Source organism: Bacillus sp. FSL M8-0166, from assembly GCF_038008825.1.
GTDB lineage: Bacteria > Bacillota > Bacilli > Bacillales > Bacillaceae > Bacillus > Bacillus safensis.
This window is the reverse complement of sequence record NZ_JBBOZZ010000001.1, coordinates 1435979-1454097: the sequence shown is the minus strand read 5'-3', so window position 1 is coordinate 1454097 and position 18119 is coordinate 1435979. Positions and strand designations below refer to the sequence as shown.

Sequence of the window (18119 nt, the reverse complement as noted above, 5' to 3'; positions counted from 1 at the left end):
ATCTATGAAATCAATATCCATAAGCAGTATCGTAGTCTTCATACCAAGAGATATAAGCTGTGTCATCATTTGACAAACCATGCTTCATATCTAAAAAATCAGCCTCGCAAATATCTTCAATTACAGTCATTTCGTTGTTCTTTAATAATACAACAGTTCCCATCATGAACACCTTTCTTTAAAAAATCCTTGACTATTGTACCATTTGAAGAATCATTGTCAACAGAAGAATGGAAACAAGACGAAAATATCACAAAATGTTAAAAAATCAGGGGGGGAAAGAACTAGAAGTGCCATGATTTTCACAAATTTTCAGTATTTATTCATATAAATCGCTTAGATCAAACTGATCTAAAATGTATGTAAAAGTGTAAAGCTCCATTGATCTTGCTATATTCATAGGATATAATAACGAATGATTATAAGAAATTTATAGAAAACATACATAATAAAGGAGAAATAGGATGGAAACCAACATAACAGAACCACACATTCAAGAAAAGAAGCATCCTGAGCTAGCAGGTGTAGGCTATCGTTTTCTTGCACACCTTTTGGACGGTATCATTATCGGAGTACCAATTGCATTTATCATGTTTATTTTGGCGTCAGTCTTTTTTATCTCAAGCCCAGAGGCAGCAATGATGATGGATGACGACAGCTATTACTATTCTTCAACCGTCATAACGGATGAGGAATGGGAAGCTATTATGGGACTGATCTTTTTCTATATAGGGGCAATCTTAATGGGTACCGTGGTGACATGGCTTTATTACGCCATCATGGAATCATCAAAATTGCAAGGAACACTTGGAAAGATGGCTCTCGGCATCAAAGTAACAAAAGTCACAGGCGAAAAGGTCACATTTGGCCGTGCAACTGGCCGCTTCTTTGCAAAAGGCTTTTTGTCTCCGATCTTATATATTGGCTATATCATTGCTTTCTTCACAGAAAAAAAACAAGCACTTCACGATTTGATTGCAAGTACCATTGTTGTGAAGAAATAATGAAAAAAAGCACCTCTGCTATATGGTAAGAGGTGCTTTTTTCATAGATCGCTTGTATGGAAGAGGGAAACAGCACATAAAATAGAATGATAGTGAAAAATGAGGCAGGGAAGGGAGACAATCGATTGAGAACAGGAAAAAAGACCGCACAGAAAAAAGGGGCAGGCTTCGGGCTGTTTTTGACAGCACCTGTGCTCGCCTGGGCGTTGTATGATTTTGCAAATACGATCTTTTCATCAAATATGATCACCATTTTCTTCCCGTTTTACTTGCAGGAAACGATCGGGGACAGTGCGAGAATGGATCAGATCGCCAGTACCTTTATTTCTTATGCAAATGCACTAGCCAGCTTTTTTCTCGTCATTTTTACACCTTTATACGGAGTGCTGATTGATCGTACAGGAAAAAAGAAACGCTACATTACGGTGTTTACGTTCATATGTATTGCTTGTACGCTTTTGATGGGGGTTTTTGCTGGGATTGATTTCTCAAGTGAATGGTTTGGGCTGCCTGTTTCTTTATTAGTCGTGGTCACCTTGTTTGTGATCGCAAAGTTTTTTTATCATTCTAGTCTTGTTTTCTATGACACCATTTTGCCCGATCTTGGGACAAAGGAAGAAATCCCGCTTATTTCTGGATTTGGCATCGCCGTCGGCTATTTAGGAACACTTGTCGGCCTCTCTGTGTATTTACTTGTCGGCAATGACCAGTTTCATGAAGCATTTATTCCGACAGCCCTTTTATTCCTTCTCTTTTTTCTACCCTTTCTCTTTTTTGTAAAAGATTCTCATCCGCTGCCTCTGCAAGAGAAAAAGGCGTCTTTTTTCAGCGGGTATAAAGAGATTATTCACACGTTTAAAGAGATGAAAAGGTACAAGCAAGCTTTTATCTTTATGATTGCTTTCTTTTTTATGAATGATGCTTTACAAACAGCGATTGCGATGATGGCTGTTTATGCCAAAATCATCATTGGCTTTACCGCTGGGCAATTTATTCTGCTCTATCTTGTGTCGACCATTTCAAGTATCATTGGCTCCTTTCTGTTTGGATATATCACAAAAGCGATAGGGGCAAAGCGATCGATTACAGTCGTGTATGTCATTTTAATTGCTGCGCTGATTCTGGCTGTGACAGCGACAACCGAATGGGTCTTCTGGATAGCGGGCAGTTTATTCGGGATTTCACTTGGCGCAAGCTGGGGAGCATCACGAATCTTGATTATTGAACTGACACCGAAGGAAAAAAGGGGACAGTTTTTTGGCCTCTTTGCATTCTCAGGGAAGGTGTCTTCCATTATCGGGCCCATCATTTATGGCTCAGTTACCCTGCTGTTTGCAGAGCACGGAAATCTCGCAAGCCGCCTTGCACTAGGGTCTTTGCTCATCCTTGCAGCGATAGGACTTGTGATTCATCAATTCGTTCGAGAGAAAGCGTAAAGAAACGTCAACTTTTTACCTATGCTGCCGATATAAAAAGTACAATCTTATATTGAAGAATAGAGGGATTTCCGTGGCTTTAAACAAACAAGAAATTTTACTTGACTCTGGTACCAATGAATTGGAAATTGTGAAGTTTGAAATTGGTTCAAATCAATTCGGCATTAACGTCATGAAAGTAAGAGAAATCATTCAGCCGGTTGAGGTGACGGTTATACCGCACTCTCACCAAGATGTAGAAGGAATGATTAGTTTACGAGGCGAGATTTTACCAGTCATCAATCTATTTTCCTTTTTTAATGTCGAGTCAGATCAGTCAGAACAAGAGAAATATATTGTGACTGAATTCAACCAACGGAAATTTGTGTTCCATACAGGAACGGTATCACAAATTCACCGCGTCAGCTGGGAAGAAATTGAGAAGCCGACTGCACTCAATCAAGGGATGGACCGTCATTTAACGGGCATCATTAAGCTTGATGAAAAAATGATTTTCCTTCCAGATTACGAAAAAATCATTTATGATATTGAATCCGCTTCTGGTGTTGATACGTATCATATGTTTGACGGTGAGAAAGACGAGAGAAGAACAGGGAAGAAACTGTATGTCGTTGAAGATTCTCCGCTTCTCATGCGTTTATTAACAAATGAATTAACCGAAGCAGGCTATAAAAACATTGTGACCTTTGAAGATGGCAAACAGGCATATGATCATGTCATGGATCTTGTCAGCAAAGGAATCAGTGTCACAGAAGAAATTGATATGATCATTACGGATATTGAAATGCCTAAAATGGATGGCCACCGGCTAACAAAACTGCTCAAGGACAATCCTTTAACAAATTCCATTCCGATTCTTATCTTCTCTTCGTTAATCACTGAAGATTTGCGTCATAAAGGGGAAACGATCGGTGCAGATGATCAAATCAGTAAACCAGAAATTCATCAGCTGATTGAAAAAGTCGATCATTTTATTATCTAAACAAAAAACCACTCGGCATGAGTGGTTTTTTTCTGTTTAAAAATAACTTTCCCCGAGTCGTTTGAAGACGGGCTTTGTGTAATGTGATTTTTGTTTTGTGGCGGCAGGTTTTTCTTTTAAACCGACATACGTTTGAAGTATTTGCTTTGCTCGGTTTAATGACATATTCGCTTTCGGATTGCGATATGATTGATTTAAATTACCTAAGTGTGGCAAAAATTCGAAGTCTTCTTTAGTTGGTGGCAGGTGAAAATAATAATCTCCAATTTCAATCAGCACGTCGGACTGTTGTTGACTATACTTGGGATTGTTAGAGAAATGTAGGCCCACTTTTCTTCCTTTACCTTCTTGCAATAGTTTTTGCAGCGCTCGTTTTTTCAAAAGGTAAAGAAACTTGGGGTTTGGTGCGGTTTTAGCATGGCGGTTAACAGTATAAATGGCTTTTGCGATGTTTTCTGCTGTAGGTTCTATGTCTTTAGTATGAGCATAATCGTCCATTTTTTCTCTCCTTTGTCTTTCGTCTTCCTGTGCTTAGTATAAATTATACGTTTTAATTAGTAAATTGCAAATAGAGTTATTGTAAAAAGCGCTCGGATGATCATCGCTCATATTTACAATAGCCATTCATGATGGGTCTAAAACACCTTCTACATTTTAGCAAACACGCTAGCTGTCATCATTTTTCCTCTACCCGTTTAATCTGGAGAGAATCCTGCTGTTTTAATTTTCTATATGCTAAAGGTGTCGTATTTTTTATTCTTTTAAACAAATTGATAAAATAGCTTGTGCTGTTGAAGCCTACTTGGTAAGCGATTTCTGTGATAGTGAGATCCGTTTCTTGAAGCAGGATGAGGCTTTGCTGAATTCTATATTCATTTACATAATGCATAGGTGATTTCTTTAAAATGTTTTTAAAGTATCTGCAGCATTCTGAGCGGCTAAGCTGTCCTGCACGAGCAATATCTTGGAGAAGGGTCTTCTCATGATAATGCTGATGAATCCAATTCAGCATGTGTTTCATCCGTTCATTTTTATCGTGTTTACGCGCATCATGTTTTTTTTGAAAGCCATTTTGTAATAAGCTTTTCCAAATGTTGATGAGCTGAATATTGAGTTCAAGTTCATAATAGACTGGAGTTTCATTAATTAATTGTTGAATGGTTTGAATACATTGATAGATATGCTTTGGCCAGTGATCTTTTCGGTTGAATATTATATAAGGTGTCTGGCTCGCATGCATATAAGGATGGACAAATGTGGTGAATAATTCATTCGCTGTGATGAAATGAGGAGAGACATTTAAACAAACATAAGTACATGCCGTCCCATTCGCATCTTTTGCCATGTGCAGGCAGCCACTGTTGATGAAAATGCCATCTCCTTGCTTCAAATATAACGTCTCTTCATTGATATGAAATTCAGCCTCACCCTCTAAAATAAAGACAAATTGAAACTCGTCATGCCAGTGAAGAGGAATATAGCCGCTTCTATGATGACGAATTTTCGTATGATAAAGAGCAATGGGCCATGTTGTCGTGGAATGCTCCGTTAATTCTTTCAGGTTGAAGTCAATCAGAAAATGATGGTTGTGCATTGATTCTCCTCAATATTCTTTTATTTTTATGTTCAATTGATATATCAATATGTAACAATGTGAACTACTATCAATTATATTATCATGATTTGTTGAGAATTGAGGAGAATGAAAATGAATAGGAGAAAGGGCATTTTACTTGTACTCATAGGCGCCATCTGCTGGGGAGTAGGAGGAACGATTTCACAAAAATTGTTTCAGCAATATGGGATTAATGTTAATTGGCTTGTGACGGTCCGGCTGCTCATCTCAGGGGGACTGCTTTTAATTGTTCATGTTATGACAAAAGAAAAAACACATCTGATCGGTGTGTGGAAAAAGAAGAGGACAGCGATGCAAATCCTTCTATTTGGACTAATGGGGATGCTGGCTGTTCAATATACTTATATGGCATCCATTCAACATGGAAATGCTGCTGTGGCAACGCTTCTGCAGTATACAGCCCCTGTCATGATTATCGTGTATTTGGTCATTCGCAGGCAGTCAGCCTTCACTAGAAAAGATATGGTCACAGTGGTATTGGCTTTAGCGGGTATGTTTTTCTTATTGACGAATGGTTCTATTTCAACATTTACCGTTCCATTTGTGGCAGTGATTTGGGGAATACTATCAGCTGTGGCGCTCTCGTTTTATACGTTATATCCAATCAGCCTGTTAAAACAATTCGACTCTCTAGTGGTTGTCGGCTGGGCGATGCTTATAGGAGGAGGCGCCCTTAGCTTGATCCATCCCCCATGGAAGGTTAATTTAACTCATTTACCTTTTGAAGCGTATGTCTATTTATTGTTTGTGGTCATATTTGGAACGATGATCGCTTTTTGGTTTTACATAGAAAGTTTGCAATACTTATCACCAAAAGAGTCGAGCTTAATTGGCAGTGTTGAGCCCCTTGCAGCAGTCGTCACGACTGTTTTCTGGTTAAAAGAGCCATTCGGTCTTTTCCAGTGGATAGGGACAGCTTGTATTGTCTATATGATTTTATTCTTGGCATTGTATCAGCCGAAAAATGAGAGCGATGGGTGTTAAACAATTGGAGGAATGATAATAAGCATTGACTGAATGAAATATAAATAAAGTGAACTATTAGTTCGTGATAACTACCTATTTATTAAAATGGGTAGTTTCTCAAATGATATTTTTTATATGATGTAAGCAGGATGAATTATTTTGTATGAATAGAATAAGCGCAATAAAAACAACCATTGAAGTCGGTTTCATTCGTCATTTGTTTTGCTTCATCAATGGCGCTTTTACCATTCATGTGCAGGCCAATTAACGTACGGCTTGCAGCATCACCTAAAAATGCACAATCTTCTGTATGTACAACAAACTGTCCTTGTTCATTTTTTGTATGAATAAAATAGTAACTTTTTAGCATTTCTTTCACCTCCAACCTGACTATCCTACTATAAAATGCTTAAAGATGTAAAGAAATTTTATTGTGAAAAACAAGAAAAAATGGATCAACAAAACGTGAGGTGCTAAATGGAAGGAGGGGTTAGTGAAGCGAGGTATATGTGATAAAAGAAAGGAATGTGTAACTTTTTGTTTATTAGTATTTATGCATGCTTCAAGCAGTTTCTATCTACATAGGAAATGACATGAAAGACGTTTCAGCCATGCAAAAAGGACTTTCCTTAAAAGAAAGTCCTTTTTCCTTATTGAACTCCCTGACCCTTTAGTTCACGCTGCACATCTAAGTCGGCAGCTTCTCTGCTGAACTTTGGCAGTGTAATGAAGTAGAAAAGGAAGACGAGTAAAATAATAAAGCCCATTCCGTAATAAATATAAGAAACATTTGTGATGAGTTTTGGAAACAATACAGCAATCAGACCTAATGTCATCGATTGAGCAAACATAGTGAGTGGATCAACCCATCCTGACACACGGCCCATTAGGCGAGGGTGGACGATTCTAGGCAGCCAGCCGCCAATGACAATGTTGACTGGGCCAATGCATGTACCAATGACAAATGATGTGACATAAAATAACCATAATGTATGGGTAGACCCAAGGACAAAAATCAGAATACCTGCGACCAGAATTGGAATCGACATGAGATATTGCATCTTTACCTTTTTAGCGAGGACAGAGCCCATTAAGCTTCCGACGAGCAGTCCTGCACCGATCGCAATTGTAAAGAAGGATGTATGCAGTTCAAAATGGTCCGGTGAAAGTCCATATTTCATTGTAAACATCGGAAGAACGGCAAATGCGCCATTGACAAGACCGAAAACAAAAAAGCCAAAAATTAAAGAAGCCAATAATTTATTTTTTAAAATATACAGAATGCCTTCTTTAAAATCTTTCAGAGACGTTTTGATGGTCATGCCTCTCCAGCCAGCTTGTCCATTTGGCTGACGCGCTTCAATTGGAATGTTACATGAACGAATCAGGATGCCTGAAATAATAAAGCTGACTAAATCAATTGTAATAGCACCGTGAAGTCCAATCGTTTTATACATAATGGCACCAATTCCAACGCCAAATACCATAAATAAACTAAACAGCATTTGATTTAAACCGGCGGCTTTTGCATATTGATCTTTATTTAAAATGGCCTGAACGAGAGAGGCTTCAGCTGGATAGAAGAACTTCGTAATGGCACTTCGAATGAACAAGATCAAGAAAATAAGTGGCAGTGAATTAAAATAAATAACGATGAATAATACAATCGTCAGCCCAGCTCGTATCCAATCACAATTCTCTGCGACTTTTTTACGATCAAAACGGTCTGCGACCACACCGACCATAAAAAAGACAAAGACGGTAGGAAGAGAATACATGAGCTCAGCCAATGTGGCGTATGCGGGCTGATGACTAAAATGGTCGAGCAAATAAAAGGCAAACGCCATATTGCCTACTGTTGTCCCCATTTGCGAAGCAAGTGCTGCGAAAAAGAGACGAACAAAATTTCTGTTTTTAAAAATATCCATAAATACGCTCCTTAACCTGAAGATCCCACTTAATATCATATAAAATTTTAATGATTCGTACAATTGATTTCTTCTACTGGCTAATGGTCACAGGTGTTCCGTTTGGAACGAGTGAAGCAAGCTCGATGACATTCTGATTATACATGCGAATGCATCCTCTAGAAACAGCTTTACCAATTGAAGACGGGTTATTCGTACCATGAATGCCGTAATGAATTTTCGAGAGGCTCAGCCAATAAGCGCCAAAGGGACCTCCTGGGTTTGGCTGTCTGTTGACAATATAATAAGAACCTGTCGGTGTCATATTTAAAATTTTCCCTGTTGCAATCGGATACGAACGAATAAGCTGTGATCCAGAAAACAAAACAAGACGTTTCGTTGAAATCGAAACAAAGATGCGGTAAGGGATCGTACTAGGATCCGGCAAACCTGGAATGATGATGACCTCATTTTGTTCCGGCTCGCGAGCTTGAAGTGACGGATTTGCAGCCTTTAAAGCAGTTGTTGTTGTTCGGAAATCAATCGCTATAGAAGCAAGGGTTTCCCCACTTTTCACCGTGTATCGCAGCACCAAAGCACACTCCTTTTACTCAAATAAAAGAAGCCATGATGCCGTCACTTGACATACTATATGGACGGAATCAGGCCCAGTAAGGTTTCTCCTAACATTTGTCACGAGAAAGACCTTTGATTATACATATGCAGGTGAGGGCGGTTTGGCTTCTGTTTACACGCGAGATGTGAAGGTGAAAAAGGTTAACTCGGGTTTGGCGAAAAATCGAAGCGGCAGCCGCGTTGTCCCAAGTCCACGGTTGACATAGATGCGGTGCTGATCGCTGCCGTATAAACCTTCTACATATGTACGGCCGTAAGGTGCTGTGAGAATCGGTCCATAGAAAGGAAGCTGTACTTGGCCGCCATGCGTATGCCCGGAAAGCTGCAAGTTAATGGGTGTTGTTGTCAGCTCTAGTGCGGCATCAGGCTCATGGACGAGCAGTAACGTAAATAAATCAGATGATACTTCCCGTTTGATCAAATCGTAATCAGGCACGCTCATCATGAGATCATCCAGTGCAGCAATCTGAATATGTGCATGATCTTTTTCTAATAGAAACACATCATTTTTACATAACGTAAATCCACAAGCCTCCATTGTTTTCTCATAAAGCTCCACGCCAAATGGTCCGTAGTCATGATTTCCGTAGATGGCGAGCTTACCGAACGGGGCATGAAGCTTATTCAAATAAGCCTTCGCTTTTTCATGCTCTTCAGTGGATGCTTGAAAATCAACGAGATCACCTGTGAACACAATGAGATCTGGAGATGCGGCATTGATTTTCTGGACGATGGCTTCTAAATCCTTTGCAGGAAATGTATCACTTAAATGAACGTCACTAAATTGGGCTATTTTAAACTGGTCAAATGAAGCTGGAAGCTGAGCATCTTGAATGGTCAGAGACACGGAATCGATCATGCGCGGCTCAATGTACCTGGCATAACCATATCCACAACTTGCAGCCAAAAAACCGAGAATACTCGCACCAGCTGCTCCTTTTAAAAATTGTCTGCGGGAAAGCTGCTTCATATAAGACTCCTTTATAAATAAAATTAAGTATAGCATCATATTTGGATAATCTCCCATATGGTGCACCGGGGGTCAATCATGATATGATAGACAATAATGAATGAATAGTCATTCAAATGACGCAAAGGGGGAGAACAAATGACGAAACAAACAGTGATTGTCACAGGGGGATCAAGCGGTATGGGGAAGGCGATGGCTGCCCATTTGGCAGCCGAAGGCTGGAATGTCGTGATTACTGGTAGAACGGAAGAGACGCTGGAAAAAGCGGCAAAAGAAATGAAGCAGAAGGGCGGATCGGTTGCTTACTTCGAAATGGATGTGCGAAACCCAGAGGATGCTGACCAAATGGTCAAGTTTGCGGTGGATACATTTGGTGATGTCGATGCCCTCATTAACAACGCAGCAGGAAATTTTTTAGTGCCAGCAGAAAAACTGTCTCCTAATGGCTGGAAGGCTGTCATTGATATTGTGTTAAATGGTACATTTTTTTGCAGCCATGCAGTGGGTAATTACTGGATTCGTCAAAAGAAAAGGGGAAGTATGATTAACATGGTCGCCACCTATGCTTGGGGTGCTGGTGTAGGAGTGGCGCATTCGGCGGCAGCAAAGGCCGGCGTGTTGTCCCTGACTCGAACACTTGCTGTTGAATGGGGGAAGCAATATCGCATTCGCGTCAATGCCATCGCACCAGGCCCAATCGAGAGAACAGGCGGTGCAGATAAACTATGGGAATCTGAAGAGGCAGCACAAAGAACAGTAGATAGTGTTCCTATTGGCAGACTGGGCACACCTGAGGAAATTGCAGCGCTTGCGAGCTTTTTATTGTCGGAGCATGCATCTTATATAAATGGAGATTGTATCACGATGGATGGGGGACAATGGCTCAACCAATCACCATTTTGATTGACGATGTAAGACCTGCTTTTGATGTGGTATAATCACACAAAGAGAGAAGCAGGTGATGAAAATGGTCGATCCATTGGATATTTTAACGAATATTGAAGATGTTTTCCCGCACTTTCAAGCAATATTCAGTGCGGAAGAGCAAAAAGTGATAGGCTATGAGATTCTAGGAAGAATGAAGCTTGAGTCAGAAACGGTCAGCCTAGGCTCCTTCTTTACGGATTCATCTATTCCTGACGAATATAAATTGGAAGTAGATCACAAAGTACTGACGCAAGCACTTGATCTTTTCACAACAGCAGATGACGATTTGCTCATTTTTATTAATCATGATGCCAATATCCTCATGCTGGATCATGGAGAAAGCTTTTTAGAACTTTTAAAGGAATATGAAGCAAGGGGCATTCAGCTTAACCGGTTTGTTATTGAGTTTGCAGAGCATACGTTTAGCGGCGACATTGAACAGCTATACCATACGTTAACGTATTATCGTACATATGGGATTAAAATCGCCGTCTCAAATATAGGAAAAGAAAGCAGTAATCTGGACCGGATTGCCTTGCTTTCACCTGATTTATTAAAAATAGATTTACAGGCATTAAAGGCATCGGCGCCATCTCCTTCCTATGAATATGTCTTGTACAGCATTTCATTGCTTGCGAGAAAAATAGGAGCTGCCTTAATTTATGAGGACATTGAAGCAAATTTCCAGCTGCAGTATGCTTGGAGAAATGGCGGGAGATATTTTCAAGGGTTCTATCTTCATGAGCCTGCGGGAGAACTAATCGACCGAAGCCACCGAAAAGATCAGCTTAGAGAAGAATTCCAGCAATTTATAGCCCATGAGAAAAAGAAGCTGCAAGCTGTCTACGAACATTCTGAAACATTTTATAAACGAATTCATCAAGCTGTCACGACTTTAAAGAAATCGTGCAGCACAAATGATGAGCTCATTCAAAAACTGGCACTTGAACTAACAGATTGCAGCTTTCGGATTTATATGTGTAATGAAGAAGGCTTTCAAATCACTGGAAATGTGTTCAAAAAAGAAGAAGAATGGCTGTTTCAGCCGGAGTATATAGAAAAAAACTGGAGCTGGCGTCCTTATTTCCTAGCAAATATTCTTCAAATGAGAATTAGCGGAAAAGGATTTTTCAGCGATATTTACAGTGATTTAGAAACCGGTGAGAGGATACGTACGTTTTCTTATCCTTTAGAGGGAGATATGTATTTGTTTATAGACCTTCCGTATGCCTATTTATATGAGCAAGATGGATTAATTTGAAGACGCGGCGTGAAGACAAACCCTCGCATTCGTTGTCAGTCCTGCGTGCCAGTGCTCACGAATGTACAATTCGCTCCGCTCCGCTCCGGTACTCATCCTTCCTAGACTTCAAAGGTTTTCTATCACGCTGAAATGTAAACAAAAGGCATTTTAGCCTTTTGTCTCAATCTGAGCAGCCTCGTAGGCTGCTTTTTTTGATAGAAAAAAGAAATAAAAAATGGTTGACAATGAAACTGATAATCATTATCATTTAGTTATAGAGAGAAGCTACTCTCTGTTCCCCAACCCCTCTATCAGATCAAGATCCAAAAAACTTGGCGCTACCCCCGCCAAGTTTTTTTTGTGCTTCAATCTTTCCTTCATGCATAGGACAGCCTAAACTCTCCATACATCTTAAGTGATGATAGTTAGACGGTAGGAGGGAAACATCATGATCAAACGTGACATGCGGCTGCTCATTGATTTGCCAAGACCAGATCACCCAGATGCAAATGGTGCCGCTGCTGTGCAAGAATTACTCGGCGGGAAATTCGGTGAAATGTCCACATTAAATAATTACATGTTTCAATCCTTTAACTTTAGAGGAAAACGAAAACTTAAACCGTTTTATGACCTCGTATCCAGTATTACGGCTGAAGAATTCGGTCATGTCGAGCTTGTGACCACAGCCATCAATCTCATGATTACAGGAACCACCCATGGCGGGGATCCAGATACAACGCCGATGAAGGCAGCTGTCGATAAACGAAATACACAGCATTTTATTCAAACAGCTCAAACAGGCTATCCGTTTGATTCAATGGCAAAACCTTGGACCGGAGAGAATGTGTTCTCAAGTGGCAACCTCATTCTTGATCTCCTCCATAATTTCTTTCTTGAATGCGGAGCTCGTACGCACAAAATGCGCGTATATGAAATGACAGACCACCCTACAGCAAGAGAGATGATCGGTTATTTACTTGTGAGGGGCGGCGTGCATATTGTGGCATACGCTAAGGCACTTGAAGTCGCTACAGGAGTAGATTTAGGGAAGATGCTGCCAATCCCAAATCTCGACAACAAATACTTTGATTCAGCGAGGAAATTTGAAGACCAGAATGTTCATACAAAGCTGTACACATTTAGTGATACGGATTACAAGGATATCAATAAAATTTGGAAAGGCAGCCACCCGATTGATGGAAAGCCGCTGACAGTCATTGAGGGAACCCCGCAAGGTGCACCTGTGCCAGATTATAGAGAATTGCCAGAAGAGTTTGCTCCGGGGATTTCTAAAGAAGATTTTGATGAAATTGCTAAACGGCTAATGAGATCTGCCGGTTTATAAAAATCATGGTGCATGAGATGAGAAAAAAGACTCAAACTAAAAAAACAGATTCTTTTTCTTTTTTTGAATTCAAGAGGAAAAATATCATCTGAGAACACTTTATGGTATGATGCTTTGTAGGACTTGTGTATAATCAATACGGGTTCATCTTGAGTTGTTTTTTTGAAAGGAGTCTTTTTTTAGAATGTCACAATTAATGGGTATCATTACAAGGCTGCAAAGTCTTCAAGAGACAGCAGAAGCTGCAAACGAGCCGGCACAGCGTTATTTCGAAGTGAACGGTGAGAAAATTTGTAGTGTTAAGTATTTCGAAAAGAATCAAACGTTTGAATTGACTGTTTTTCAACAAGGGGATAAGCCAAATACTTTCCCATTTGACAACATTGATATGATTTCGATTGAGATTTTTGAGCTTTTACAATCCTAAGCTGAATCTTATGAAATGTTTTTTCTGAGGATTCCTTCGTTTATTGCGGCAGCATACATGTATCATCATAGATGATATACAAATGGAAGATGATCAATCAGCGCATTTTTCGGATAAGAGACCATTAAAAAGGAGTTCCTTTCTGTGAATGATTCTTTTTTCTACAATCTTTCTGAAGATTATTTAGCGTTTTCTGATGTCGTCATGAGAATGAAAGACTTTATTCGAAAAGACCCTAGATCCGCCTATGTGTTATCAATTGGTACGGACTCTCAGGTCAATCAAAATGTCACAACATTTATGACTGCAATTCATCTCCACCGGATTGGCAAAGGAGCATGGGGCTGTCTCACACAACAAGTGATCAAGAGGCCTGTGCAAAGTCTTAGAGAAAAAATTTCATTAGAGACAGCGTTTAGCCAAAAGGTATGTGCAGACATCCTTGAGGGGCCTTTAACAGAACTGATGGATTTGCTTCTTCCGTTTGCTGAGGAAGGGGCAGACCTTCGTTTTGAAGCCCATCTGGATATTGGCAAAAAAGGAAGTACGAAAGAGCTGATTCAGGAAATGACCGGAATGATCACAGCTATGGGAATTGAAGCAAAAATAAAACCCGACTCATATGCAGCATTTTGCTATGCCAATCGATACACAAAATAAATTCCGTCATTTTTCTCCAAACCTTGTCGAAACGTGCGGTTGACGATTCGATTCTAGTTCCTTATTCTAGCTGTATAGAGAGGAAGCAGACATTCAAAAGCCTGCTAATCAATATAAAAGCATATATGAAACAGGGGGCCTGATGTTGAATGAGCGTCATCGAAAATCGTTTTAATGAAGAAGAGAAAAAGCTATTATTAAACGTATTGCTGAATCAGGAATATGCTGTCGAATTACTAAGCAGTGAGATCAATGATATAGAATGTGGAACAAAAAATGTCGACGACAATACGTATAAGCAATTGATCACATTGTATGACAGAGTAAGGTTTGAGAATTAATATTGATTTAACATTCTATTAGATACTCGGGGGCTGAGTATCTTTTTTATGCAGAAAAAATCTTTCGACAAATTTCGTTTTAGTTTATGCTTAATGGTAAAGGGGAATGTATGATTGATGATTGAGAGAAAAGGGGTCGAAGAAACATGATAGAGATAGAACCGACTCAATTGCTTGAGTCAACAGTAGCCGAGCATATGATTGATGCAGATAAAGTGGCACATGTTCAAATTGGAAATAACCTTGAGCATGCCCTATTGGTTCTAACAAAAACAGGATATACAGCCATACCGGTATTAGACGCTTCTTATCATTTACACGGGTTAATCGGAACGAATATGATTATGGATAAAATCTTCGGTTTAGAACGTATCGAATTCGAGAAGCTGGACCAGTTGAAGGTTGAAGATGTCATGCTGACGGATATTCCGAGACTTAAAACAACAGATCCTGTACTAAAAGGCGTTCACGCTGTGACGAATAATGGATTTGTTTGTGTAGAAAATGAGGAGCAGGTCTTTGAGGGCATTTTTACTCGACGAGTTGTATTAAAGCGCTTAAATGAGGTCATTCATTCCGCGAAAAAATGAGCTGCAGCCCAGCTTATTTTTTTTGCCTTCATAAGTTAAAATTTATATAATGAGCATATAGAATAAGAAAAACTTATAGAGAGAAAGGGGACGCCCATGCAGCTTCAGGAGTTACATATGCTTGTTGTGCTAAGTGAAGAATTGAATATGAGAAAGGCTTCAGAGCGGCTCTTTGTCTCTCAGCCTGCTTTATCTCAAAGATTGCAGACGATTGAAAAGGAATGGGGAACCAAAATCTTTTTTCGTTCTCAGAAAGGGCTCACCGTGACTTCGGCAGGTGAACAGATCATTCAATTTGCAAAAGAGGTGACGGTTGAGCAAGATCGAGTGAGAGAACGAATCGATGAACTTGAAGGGGAAATTCACGGTACACTAAAGCTTGCGGTTGCATCCATTATTGGACAGCACTGGCTGCCGAAAGTGTTAAAGCGGTATGTCGAAAAATACCCAAATGCGAAGGTGTCACTTGTGACCGGCTGGAGTAGTGAAATGCTCAAAAGCTTATATGAGGACCATGTGCACATTGGGATCATTCGCGGAAACCCTGATTGGAAGGGAACAAAGGAATATTTGATGACAGATCATTTATATTTAGTCGATTCCGTGATCAAGGACGTAGATGAATTAATCAAGACGGAGCGGCCATTTATTCAATTTAAAAGCGACAGCACATATTATCAGGAAATCCAGCACTGGTGGCACCAAAAATTTAAAGTGTCTCCAAAGCAGACGATTCTCGTGGACCAAATTGAAACATGTAAACAAATGGCCTACCACGGCATCGGCTACGCCATTTTGCCTTCTGTTACCTTATATGACCACGAAAAAAGTGTTTATAAAACACCGCTTGTTGATGTGAACGGAGAGCAAATCGGCCGTGATACATGGCTGCTAGGCTATGAAGCGTCTTTTCAATTAAAACAGGTGCAAGCTTTTGTCGGTGTGGTTAAAGAAATGCTTGAGAGCGAGGCAGTGTAAAGTACCTTATTGGAAGAAGGAAGGTGCTTTTTTAGGATAAGTGTTGTCCTTCGATTTCATACACGATTTGAGGAGCGATTTCACCAAATGAGAAACAAACAGTTCATCAAAATCAACAAACCGAAATGGGGAAATGATTTACGCGCGAGATGGCGTGATCGTTTTGCTCGTCATCTGTCAATCAAGGAACAAAAAGAGACGGCAATAGATGACTTTCTATGGCATTTATGCAGCTTTGGAATGGTTACATGCCTTGAAAAGGATGAAGCGATTGACGCATTTCTTCAACAGCCAAAGCACAAATGTACTGTTTTTTATCAATTTGTGAACGAGGCTTATCTTTTCGAAAATGCCAGCTCACTTTTAATCAATGATTTACCATATCAATCTGATGATATGGATTATAACGATATGTATGTGATGGATTGGGATGAAAAATGGACATTTGTGATGACGCATGAAACGGACTATGGACCATATTTTATTAAAATAGAAGAAATGAGCGAATGATCAATCCACGACCCTTTCAACATAAAAAAACCCGCCTTCCACCTGGAATGAGCGGGTTTTTCATTTGGTTATGCTGATCCTGATCAATGTCTTTTCATAAAAACATTTGACAATGAAAATCATTATCATTTAAAGTGTACATATAATAATTGAAAATGATTATCATTTAGATGAGGTGACCGATAGATGAAAGCACTAATTGCATTTGCGAGTATGTCTGGAAATACGGAAGATATGGCAGCGATCTTAAAGCAAACACTTGAAGGAAAAGGGATCGATACAGAGATGATGGAATTTGATGATACGAACGCAGAGGACCTTACCTCCTACGATTACGTATTCATTGGTTCTTATACTTGGGGTGATGGAGATTTGCCTTATGAAGCAGAGGATTTTTATGAAGAAGTCTCGACTCTTGAACTTAGTCACATTAAAGCAGCTGTCTTTGGATCGGGTGATTACAGCTATCCGAAGTTTTGCGAGGCTGTCCATACATTCCATGACATGCTGAAATCAACGGGTGCATCTGTTTTTCCTGAAACATTAAAAATGGAGCTTGCACCGGACACAGATGAAGATGTGGCGTGCTGTCAGGAATTTGCTGCGAGCTTTTTAACGTGGGCCGCTTTGTCTGAGAAACGAGTTGAAAATCATGTTTCATAAAGGAGCAACGGCCGTTGCTGCATCTAAAAATGGTGGATACTTTGTTGCTGTAAAACGTGAAGGTATTTTTCACTATAGTGTAGAGAGCGGATGGAAGCAGCTGTTTAAGCTCAAGCATAAAATCCATGCCATCAGCTATATTGGCCCTTATTTATTCGGTGTTGGTGAAAATGGCACAGTGATTAGATCAGGAGATGAAGGCAGTACATGGGCGTTATCTTCATTCCCAACAAATGCAGTCGTCTGGTCTATTACAGGACGCAAAGATGGGTTTGTATGTGCACATGGAAAACATAGTATCTATGTGTCAAATGATTTCGGAATTTCCTGGGAAATTATGAAGCCGTTTGCTCATGTGAATCATCCGCCGGTCATTCGTTCTTTATGTGCTGCAGGTGATCACCTTTATATTGGAACACAGATTCATGAGGTTCACGGAGGAATATGGGTGTATGACTTGCAGAGTGAACAGATTTTTCTTCTAAACAGAGAGGAGCACCGAATGACAGCTTCTATGCTGCTCTGTCATGAACATCTTCTTGTTTGTGCATTAGGTTCAAAAAAAGGCAAAAAAGGATCTGTTCAAATTTTAGATTTACATACAAATATCCTGCATGATATTCAATCACAGGCCTTTGCTAGAGAAGAATCATTTTTGGATGTATCAGAGGATAATGGCATTGTGTATGTGACCACCTCACAAGATGAACACGGATTTTCTAAAGTGTATCAGCTTGATATTGAGCAAAAAGAGCTCAAATGGTTTGATACGATCAAAGGACACGGTTTTCGTGTAGCCAATCAAAACGAAAACTTTTTCTGTGCAGGTTTATATGAAAGTAAGTTTGTCAGGCCATATGAGGAGCCTGCGTTGATTCATTGATAAGGAGGAAGAAAA

At 39.8% G+C, this 18119-nt stretch carries 22 protein-coding genes; 15 read left to right on the top strand and 7 right to left on the bottom strand.

All coding sequences use genetic code 11. From position 1 onward, the window contains the following. Window positions 1-10: 10 nt before the first annotated feature. Window positions 11-163 (bottom strand): hypothetical protein, encoded by a 153-nt coding sequence (locus NSS92_RS07760; RefSeq protein ID WP_162842519.1) that lies wholly within the window; start codon window positions 161-163, stop codon window positions 11-13. 301 nt (window positions 164-464) lie between these two features. Here NSS92_RS07760 and NSS92_RS07755 point away from each other — a divergent pair, with 301 nt between their 5' ends. The 3 genes from NSS92_RS07755 (at window position 465) to NSS92_RS07745 (ending at window position 3422) form a co-directional block, all read left to right on the top strand. Next, the gene (locus tag NSS92_RS07755) at window positions 465-1004 is read left to right on the top strand and encodes an RDD family protein (RefSeq protein WP_024424707.1); all 540 of its coding nucleotides are present in this window, start codon (window positions 465-467) and stop codon (window positions 1002-1004) included. Window positions 1005-1129: 125 nt separating this feature from the next. Beyond that, on the top strand, window positions 1130-2440 hold the full coding sequence (locus tag NSS92_RS07750; protein ID WP_340867273.1) for an MFS transporter: 1311 nt from the start codon (window positions 1130-1132) through the stop codon (window positions 2438-2440). Between the two features lie 73 nt (window positions 2441-2513). Further along, entirely contained in the window at window positions 2514-3422 is a 909-nt protein-coding gene (locus tag NSS92_RS07745) for a chemotaxis protein (RefSeq protein WP_142944660.1), read from the top strand. 36 nt (window positions 3423-3458) lie between these two features. Here NSS92_RS07745 and NSS92_RS07740 read toward each other — a convergent pair whose 3' ends face one another. Together NSS92_RS07740 and NSS92_RS07735 are read right to left on the bottom strand one after the other, a co-directional pair. Continuing rightward, entirely contained in the window at window positions 3459-3920 is a 462-nt protein-coding gene (locus tag NSS92_RS07740) for a YkyB family protein (protein WP_008356877.1), read from the bottom strand. Between the two features lie 178 nt (window positions 3921-4098). Beyond that, on the bottom strand, window positions 4099-5016 hold the full coding sequence (locus tag NSS92_RS07735; RefSeq protein WP_340867272.1) for an AraC family transcriptional regulator: 918 nt from the start codon (window positions 5014-5016) through the stop codon (window positions 4099-4101). Between the two features lie 114 nt (window positions 5017-5130). Here NSS92_RS07735 and NSS92_RS07730 point away from each other — a divergent pair, with 114 nt between their 5' ends. Next, complete coding sequence (locus NSS92_RS07730; RefSeq protein WP_340867271.1) at window positions 5131-6042, top strand: DMT family transporter; 912 nt, start codon at window positions 5131-5133, stop codon at window positions 6040-6042. Window positions 6043-6178: 136 nt separating this feature from the next. Here NSS92_RS07730 and NSS92_RS07725 read toward each other — a convergent pair whose 3' ends face one another. The 4 genes from NSS92_RS07725 to NSS92_RS07710 form a co-directional block, all read right to left on the bottom strand. Further along, entirely contained in the window at window positions 6179-6394 is a 216-nt protein-coding gene (locus NSS92_RS07725; protein ID WP_075622942.1) for a hypothetical protein, read from the bottom strand. 280 nt (window positions 6395-6674) lie between these two features. Further along, the gene (locus NSS92_RS07720; protein ID WP_034281582.1) at window positions 6675-7952 is read right to left on the bottom strand and encodes an MFS transporter; all 1278 of its coding nucleotides are present in this window, start codon (window positions 7950-7952) and stop codon (window positions 6675-6677) included. 73 nt (window positions 7953-8025) lie between these two features. Beyond that, a complete protein-coding gene (locus NSS92_RS07715; protein ID WP_172880053.1) occupies window positions 8026-8523 on the bottom strand; it encodes a L,D-transpeptidase family protein in 498 nt (165 codons plus the stop codon). Between the two features lie 156 nt (window positions 8524-8679). Beyond that, window positions 8680-9537 (bottom strand): metallophosphoesterase, encoded by an 858-nt coding sequence (locus NSS92_RS07710; RefSeq protein ID WP_340867270.1) that lies wholly within the window; start codon window positions 9535-9537, stop codon window positions 8680-8682. Window positions 9538-9675: 138 nt separating this feature from the next. On the opposite strand from NSS92_RS07710, the gene fadH reads away from it, so the two are divergent. The 11 genes from fadH (at window position 9676) to NSS92_RS07655 (ending at window position 18104) form a co-directional block, all read left to right on the top strand. Further along, window positions 9676-10440, top strand: coding sequence for a 2,4-dienoyl-CoA reductase (gene fadH / locus NSS92_RS07705; protein WP_251215540.1), 765 nt, complete (start codon window positions 9676-9678; stop codon window positions 10438-10440). Window positions 10441-10504: 64 nt separating this feature from the next. Next, window positions 10505-11725 (top strand): EAL domain-containing protein, encoded by a 1221-nt coding sequence (locus NSS92_RS07700; protein WP_203129740.1) that lies wholly within the window; start codon window positions 10505-10507, stop codon window positions 11723-11725. Window positions 11726-12155: 430 nt separating this feature from the next. Next, entirely contained in the window at window positions 12156-13052 is an 897-nt protein-coding gene (locus NSS92_RS07695; RefSeq protein WP_034281589.1) for a manganese catalase family protein, read from the top strand. 184 nt (window positions 13053-13236) lie between these two features. Further along, window positions 13237-13479, top strand: a complete 243-nt coding sequence (locus NSS92_RS07690; protein WP_003212254.1) for a YkuJ family protein — start codon at window positions 13237-13239, stop codon at window positions 13477-13479. Window positions 13480-13623: 144 nt separating this feature from the next. After that, the gene (locus NSS92_RS07685) at window positions 13624-14139 is read left to right on the top strand and encodes a ribonuclease H-like YkuK family protein (RefSeq protein ID WP_340867269.1); all 516 of its coding nucleotides are present in this window, start codon (window positions 13624-13626) and stop codon (window positions 14137-14139) included. Window positions 14140-14288: 149 nt separating this feature from the next. Beyond that, the gene (gene abbA, locus NSS92_RS07680) at window positions 14289-14480 is read left to right on the top strand and encodes an antirepressor AbbA (protein WP_003210802.1); all 192 of its coding nucleotides are present in this window, start codon (window positions 14289-14291) and stop codon (window positions 14478-14480) included. Window positions 14481-14626: 146 nt separating this feature from the next. Further along, window positions 14627-15070, top strand: coding sequence for a cyclic-di-AMP-binding protein CbpB (gene cbpB / locus NSS92_RS07675; RefSeq protein WP_267586149.1), 444 nt, complete (start codon window positions 14627-14629; stop codon window positions 15068-15070). A 96-nt stretch (window positions 15071-15166) separates the two neighbouring features. Beyond that, complete coding sequence (locus NSS92_RS07670) at window positions 15167-16048, top strand: LysR family transcriptional regulator (RefSeq protein WP_340867268.1); 882 nt, start codon at window positions 15167-15169, stop codon at window positions 16046-16048. 87 nt (window positions 16049-16135) lie between these two features. Next, entirely contained in the window at window positions 16136-16558 is a 423-nt protein-coding gene (locus tag NSS92_RS07665; protein WP_340867267.1) for a DUF4275 family protein, read from the top strand. A 186-nt stretch (window positions 16559-16744) separates the two neighbouring features. Next, a complete protein-coding gene (locus NSS92_RS07660) occupies window positions 16745-17221 on the top strand; it encodes a flavodoxin (protein ID WP_340867266.1) in 477 nt (158 codons plus the stop codon). Further along, on the top strand, window positions 17211-18104 hold the full coding sequence (locus NSS92_RS07655) for a WD40/YVTN/BNR-like repeat-containing protein (RefSeq protein WP_142944674.1): 894 nt from the start codon (window positions 17211-17213) through the stop codon (window positions 18102-18104). Before NSS92_RS07660 ends, NSS92_RS07655 begins: the two co-directional genes overlap by 11 nt. The last annotated feature ends 15 nt before the right edge of the window (window positions 18105-18119 follow it).